Source organism: Mesorhizobium sp. M5C.F.Ca.IN.020.32.2.1 (assembly GCF_004023105.1).
Classification (GTDB): Bacteria; Pseudomonadota; Alphaproteobacteria; order Rhizobiales; family Rhizobiaceae; genus Mesorhizobium; species Mesorhizobium wenxiniae.
The window spans coordinates 1-1,682 of sequence record NZ_RZSX01001130.1 but is presented as its reverse complement, the minus strand read 5'-3'; the positions used below and the strand labels follow the sequence as shown (position 1 = coordinate 1,682).

2 protein-coding genes are annotated in these 1,682 nt (G+C 62.9%); both read left to right on the top strand.

All coding sequences use genetic code 11. The features are described 5' to 3' along the window. Positions 1-857: aldehyde dehydrogenase family protein (locus EOA86_RS33590; RefSeq protein ID WP_128345473.1), on the top strand; the 857-nt coding region annotated here is incomplete at its 5' end. A 59-nt stretch (positions 858-916) separates the two neighbouring features. Then, positions 917-1,682: ABC transporter substrate-binding protein (locus EOA86_RS33585; RefSeq protein WP_164892283.1), on the top strand; the 766-nt coding region annotated here is incomplete at its 3' end.

The following is a 1,682-nucleotide window of genomic DNA, read 5'->3' as shown; positions in this document are numbered from 1 at the left end:
TCCGCGCTGGCCTGGGCGCGGATGTCGGCGCGCCGATGGTCAGCCATCCGCTGGTCGAGATGGTGTCGTTCACCGGCTCCACCCGGGTCGGCAAGATGACCATGGCGTCGGCTGCGAACTCTCTGAAGAAAGTCTCGATGGAGCTCGGCGGCAAGAACGGGCAGATCGTCTTTCCAGACGCCGACCTCGAAGCGGCGGCCGACGCGGCGGTGTTCGGCGGCTTTTTCAACGCCGGCGAATGCTGCAACGCCGGCAGCCGGCTGATCGTCCACGAGGCGATCGCCGACGACTTCCTCGGCGCAGTGAAGGCGCTCACCGCAAGGGTCACCGTCGGCGATCCGCTCGATATCAGCACCAAGGTTGGCGCGATGATCTCTTCCGAGCACCTGGCCAAGGTGACCGGCTATGTGGCGGCGGCGGCAAACGACGGCAGCAGCGTCTACAGCGGCGGCAAGCAGATCGCCTCCAGTGCCGGTCAGTATCTCGACCCGACCATCCTTCGCGGCGTCACCGAAGACATGGCCATTGCACGTGAAGAAGTGTTCGGCCCGGTGCTCTCGGTACTGACGTTTGAATCGATTGAAGAGGCGTTGCGCATCGCCAACAACACGCCCTATGGTTTATCGGCGGGTGTGTGGAGCGCCAGCATCGACACCTGCATGTCGGTGGCGCGGAATGTGCGTTCGGGAACCGTTTGGGTGAACACGTTCATGGAAGGTTATCCCGAGCTGCCTTTCGGAGGCTACAAGCAGTCCGGTCTCGGACGCGAACTCGGCAAGCGCGCCGTCGAGGACTATACCGAGGAAAAGACGATCCAGTTTCATCGCGGCCAGCGCACCGGATGGTGGGTCGGCTGAGTTGGGAAGAACCCGGCGGACAACCGCCGGTCGTGTAGCTGCAACAAGGGAGGAAGTACATGTTGCGCAAATTGCTTATCGGAACGGCTCTCGGCTCGGGTCTTGCGTTCGCGGCTCACGCTCAGGACGTCAAGGAAGTCGAGATGCTGCATTGGTGGACGTCTGGGGGCGAAGCGGCTGCTTTGAACGTGCTCAAGGAGGATCTGGCCAAGCAAGGTTTTGCCTGGAAGGACGTGCCCGTGGCCGGCGGCGGCGGCGACGCCGCCATGACCGCGCTGAAGGCGATGGTCGCGGCTGGCAACTACCCGACCGCCTCCCAGATGCTCGGCTATACCGTGCTCGATTATGCCGCGGCCGGCGTGATGGGCGACCTGACCGAGACGGCGGTAAAGGAAGGCTGGGACAAATCCGTTCCGGCCGCCCTGCAGAAATTCTCGGTCTATGACGGCAAGTGGGTCGCGGCTCCGGTCAACGTCCACTCCGTCAACTGGCTGTGGATTAACAAGGCGGTGATGGACAAGCTCGGCGGCACCGAGCCCAAGACCTTCGACGAATTCATCGCGCTGCTCGACAAGGCCAAGGCGGCGGGCGTCATCCCGCTCGCGCTCGGCGGCCAGAACTGGCAGGAAGCCACCATGTTCGATTCGGTCGTGCTGTCGACCGGCGGACCTGAGTTCTACAAGAAGGCCTTCAACGACCTCGACGAGGAGCAGCTCAAGTCCGACACGATGAAGAAGTCGTTCGACAACCTTGCCAAGCTCGTCACCTATGTCGACCCGAACTTCTCCGGCCGCGACTGGAACCTTGCCACCGCCATGGTCATCA